4 protein-coding genes are annotated in these 4,797 nt (G+C 42.4%); 3 read left to right on the top strand and 1 reads right to left on the bottom strand.

Going from position 1 to position 4,797, the window contains the following annotated elements:
- The 3 genes from rpoC to rpsG form a co-directional block, all read left to right on the top strand.
- Window positions 1-3,559: DNA-directed RNA polymerase subunit beta' (gene rpoC / locus ACKI5B_RS02805; protein WP_407425617.1), on the top strand; the 3,559-nt coding region annotated here is incomplete at its 5' end.
- A gap of 198 nt (window positions 3,560-3,757) precedes the next feature.
- A complete protein-coding gene (rpsL, locus tag ACKI5B_RS02800; protein WP_296320791.1) occupies window positions 3,758-4,132 on the top strand; it encodes a 30S ribosomal protein S12 in 375 nt (124 codons plus the stop codon).
- A gap of 19 nt (window positions 4,133-4,151) precedes the next feature.
- Window positions 4,152-4,622: a 30S ribosomal protein S7 gene (gene rpsG, locus ACKI5B_RS02795; protein WP_407425614.1), complete on the top strand. Its 471-nt coding sequence runs from the start codon at window positions 4,152-4,154 to the stop codon at window positions 4,620-4,622.
- A 65-nt stretch (window positions 4,623-4,687) separates the two neighbouring features.
- Here rpsG and ACKI5B_RS02790 read toward each other — a convergent pair.
- The coding region (locus ACKI5B_RS02790; RefSeq protein WP_407425619.1) for an IS3 family transposase at window positions 4,688-4,797 on the bottom strand (110 nt) is incomplete at its 5' end.

Raw genomic sequence — 4,797 nt, 5'->3', positions numbered from 1 at the left:
TAACCGCAATAACCGTCTTAAGAGACTTATGCAGCTTTCAGCTCCTGACATCATCATCCGTAACGAAAAACGAATGCTTCAGGAAGCAGTTGATGCTCTCTTCGACAATTCAAAGCGCAAGCGTGTTGTAAAGGGTGCTTCAAACAGACCTCTTAAATCTATCTCTGACATGCTCAAAGGTAAGCAGGGACGTTTCCGCCAGAACCTTCTTGGTAAACGTGTTGACTACTCTGGCCGTTCGGTAATCGTTGTAGGTCCTGAGCTCAAACTCTGGCAGTGTGGTCTTCCAACAAAAATGGCTCTCGAACTCTTCAAGCCTTTCATCATGAAAAAGCTTGTCGACAAAGACGTTGTTTTCAATATTAAAAAGGCAAAACTTCTTGTTGAGCAGGAAGCTCCGGAAGTTTACGCAATCCTCGACGAAGTTGTACGCGAGCATCCGGTTATGCTTAACCGTGCTCCTACTTTGCACCGTCTTGGTATTCAGGCATTTGAACCTGTTCTTGTAGAAGGAAAGGCTCTCAAACTTCACCCTCTCGCTTGTAAGGCTTTCAACGCTGACTTCGATGGTGACCAGATGGCTATCCATGTTCCTCTTACACAGGCTGCTCAGATGGAATGCTGGACACTCATGCTTTCTGCACGAAACCTTCTTGACCCTGCAAACGGAAACCCAATCGTTCTTCCGTCACAGGACATGGTTTTGGGTATTTACTATATGACTTCAATTAAGCCGAATGCAAAAGGAACCGGCAAACGATTCTCTAGCGCAGACGAAGCTACAATGGCTGCAGAAAATGGCTTTATTGAATGGCAGGCACTTATTTCTGTTCCGGCTCCAAAGTCTTCATTTAAAGACGGTGAATTTAAAGCCGGCGATGTAATTAAAACATCTGCAGGACGAATCCGCTTTAACGCAGCAATGCCGGAAGAAGTAGGTTATGTTAATCCACATGTTACTGAAGCTGACTTATCTAAGAAAGTTACTACTGGTATGGGAGACAAAGATCTCAAAAAGATGATTGCAACCGTATATCAGGTAAAAGGTCCGTGGATTACAATTAAAATGCTCGATGCAATCAAAGATGTCGGTTACAAAAATGCTACATTCTTTGGTGCAACTCTTTCTATGGACGATATCATCATTCCAGAAGAAAAGAAAGCAATGGTTGACGAATCAAACAAAATCGTCGAAGAAATTGTTTCTCAGTATTCTAAGGGTGTCATCACAGCAGACGAACGTTACAACAAAGTAACTGACGTCTGGCAGCGTACAAACGAAAAACTTACAGACATAATGATGGATCAGTTCAAGGCTGATAAAGACGGCTTTAACACAATCTACATGATGGCTGACTCAGGTGCGCGAGGTTCTAAAAAACAGATTTCTCAGCTTGCAGCTATGCGTGGTTTGATGGCTAAACCAAACGGCGATATCATCGAACTTCCTGTACGTTCAAACTTCAAAGAAGGTCTTTCGGTTATCGAATACTTCATTTCTTCAAACGGTGCACGTAAGGGTCTTACCGATACTGCTTTGAAGACTGCAGACGCTGGTTACATGACACGTCGTCTTGTTGATGTTGCTCAGGATGTTGTAGTTAATGAAGATGACTGTGGTACAATCAACGGTATCGACTACACAGCAATCAAAAATGGTGATGAAATCATAACTCCGCTTTCAGCACGAATTGCTGGTCACTTCACAATTGAACGCGTAATTCACCCTGTAACTGGAGAACTTCTCTGCGATGTTAACGATTACATTACAGATGAACTTGCAAAGAAAATCGAAGAATCTGGCGTAGAAAAAGTAAAACTCCGCACAGTTCTTACCTGTGAAGCAGAACATGGTGTTTGTGTAAAATGTTACGGCAAAAACCTTGCACGCAACAAGCTTGTTGAAATCGGTGAAGCAGTTGGTGTTATCGCTGCCCAGTCAATCGGTCAGCCTGGTACACAGCTTACCATGCGTACATTCCACGTCGGTGGTACTGCTTCTAAGGCAACTGAAGATAACCGCATTGTTCTTAAATACCCGGTTATCGTCGGCAAAATTGCAGGTACAAATGTTCCTACAGACGATGGCAACATGCTCTTTACACGTAAGGGCTCTATGATGGTAACCCGAATTATCGATTCTCTTAAAGTTTCAGGGAACGAGCTTGCTGAAAATGTTGAAGACGGAAAACGAATCCTTAAAGGTAATCCGCTCACAACAGGCAAAAAACCGGTTCTTGCAAAAGAAAACGGCCGAATCGTTATTCTTGGCGATACACTTTATCTTTGCGGTAACGAACAGAAAGTTGAAATCTCGAATGGTTCAACAGTAATCGTTAAAGAAGGCGACATTATTGAAGCCGGTAAAGTTCTGGGTACATTCGATCCTTCAAAAGAACCAATTATTGCCGAAGTTTCAGGATATGTTCACTACGAAGATATCATCCTTGGTTCAACATTGGTAGAAAAGATTCTTGACAACGGTAACATCGAACGTCATATTTCTGACCTTCATCTTGATGTTAAACAGCCTAGAATTCTTATCACAGATGAAGCTGGTAACGAACTTGGTTCTTACTTCCTTCCTGCAGATGCTGTCCTCGATGTTGATGACAAACAGCAGGTTAAAGCTGGTGACACACTTGCACGTCTTCCGGTTGCAGCTGCTAAAACAAACGATATTACTGGTGGTTTGCCGCGAGTTTCTGAATTGTTCGAAGCACGCAAACCGAAGATTCCTTGTGTTCTTGCACAGATTGGCGGTGTTGTTAAATTCAATGGCGTTACAAAGGGTAAACGTATTGTCATCGTAGAAGATGTATATGGTAAAACTTACGAACATCTCGTTCCAATGACACGACGAATGCTTGTTCGTGACGGCGACACTGTAGAAGCAGGTGAGCAGCTTTGTGACGGCGCACCAAGTGCACATGACATTCTTGCAATCCTTGGTGAAAACGCACTTATGGATTACCTTATGTCAGAAATCCAGTCGGTTTACTCTGCACAGGGTGTAGCAATTGATGACAAACACATTGGTGTAATTGTTCGTCAGATGCTCCGCAAAGTTGAAGTTGTTTCAGTAGGGGATACACGCTTTATCTTCGGTCAGCAGGTTGATAAATATCACTTCCACGAAGAAAACAAACGCGTTGTTGCAGAAGGCGGACAGCCGGCTGTTGCACGTCCTATGTTCCAGGGTATCACAAAGGCTGCTCTGGCAACAGATTCGTTCATTTCAGCTTCTTCTTTCCAGGAAACAACCCGCGTTCTTACAAACGCAGCTATTTCTGGAGCAAAAGATACTTTGCACGGCTTGAAAGAAAATGTAATTATCGGTCACATGATTCCGGCAGGAACAGGTATCCGTGATTATCGTGATATCAAGCTTTTTGATGATTCAGACCGTGATCTGGACATTCAAATGGAAGAAATTGTTCAGCGCCGAAAGGAAGAACAGGAACGTGAGATGGAACTTGCTCACGCTGTAGTTGAACCTCCGGCAGAGAACGGATACACAAGTATTTTGCAGATGCCTGACAACGGAAGGGATTTGTAATTTATGAGAAAAAATACCGCATAGTTTTCTAACTGTGCGGTTTTTTTTTGAAAATTTTGATAAATTTATTGTATTATATGCTGAATTCCCTTGAATTCATTTTCTGAATTTTATAAACTATTTAGACCTATCGCATTTTGGGTTTTAATGCGTGAATTTTGTCCGGAGTGCTGGCCGGCAAACTAATAGGAGAAGGCAATGCCTACAATTAATCAACTTGTTCGTAAAGGACGACAGTCTCTTGCAAACTCAACAAAAGCTCCTGCTCTTGAGTCTTGCCCACAGAAACGCGGTGTTTGCACACGTGTTATGACTGTTACTCCGAAAAAACCGAACTCAGCTCTCCGAAAGGTAGCTCGTGTTCGCTTGTCAAATGGAATTGAAGTTACTGCATACATTCCAGGTATTGGACATAACTTGCAGGAACACTCAGTTGTTCTTATCCGTGGTGGTCGTGTAAAGGACCTTCCTGGTGTTCGTTATCATATTATCCGTGGTACAAAAGATACTCTCGGTGTTGACGGACGAAAACGTGCACGTTCTAAATACGGTGCTAAAAAGCCGAAGGCATAATCTATAAAGGAGAATTACTATGGGAAGACATAAACATTCTGTAAATCGTCCTATTGTGCCTGATACAAAATACAATAGCCCGGTTATTACAAAATTCGTTTCACGCATGATGCTGGACGGAAAAAAAGACACTTGCACTAAAATCGTATATAAGGCAATGGATCAGCTCAAAGCTAAAACTGATAAAGATCCGCTCGAAGTATTCCTTAAGGCTCTTGATAATGTAAAACCGGCCGTAGAAGTTAAATCTCGCCGCGTTGGTGGTGCTACATATCAGGTTCCTTGTGAAATCCGTGATGCACGCAAAGAAGCTCTTGCAATGCGCTGGGTTATCGCTGCTGCACGCTCACGAAGCGGTCACGGAATGGCAGATACACTTGCTTCAGAATTGCTCGATGCATTCAACAGCACAGGTTCTGCTTATAAAAAGAAGGAAGATACACATAAAATGGCAGAGGCAAACAAAGCTTTTGCTCACTACCGCTGGTAGTATTTCTTTCTGAAAAAAAAAGACTTCCGTATATTGAAGTGCACCCCAATTATTGGACACTTTAACTAGGCTGATTTTAAGGACTGATTCCTGAATTGTAAAGGGGTCAGTCCTTTTAATTTAACCTTAATTCTTTTTTCGTTGTACCAAGACAAATATTCAACTAATTCTTTTT

The sequence above is a fragment of the Treponema sp. genome, assembly GCF_045657965.1.
GTDB lineage: Bacteria > Spirochaetota > Spirochaetia > Treponematales > Treponemataceae > Treponema_D.
The sequence above is the reverse complement of the archived record's forward strand: the minus strand, read 5'-3'. Positions and strand labels throughout refer to the sequence as shown.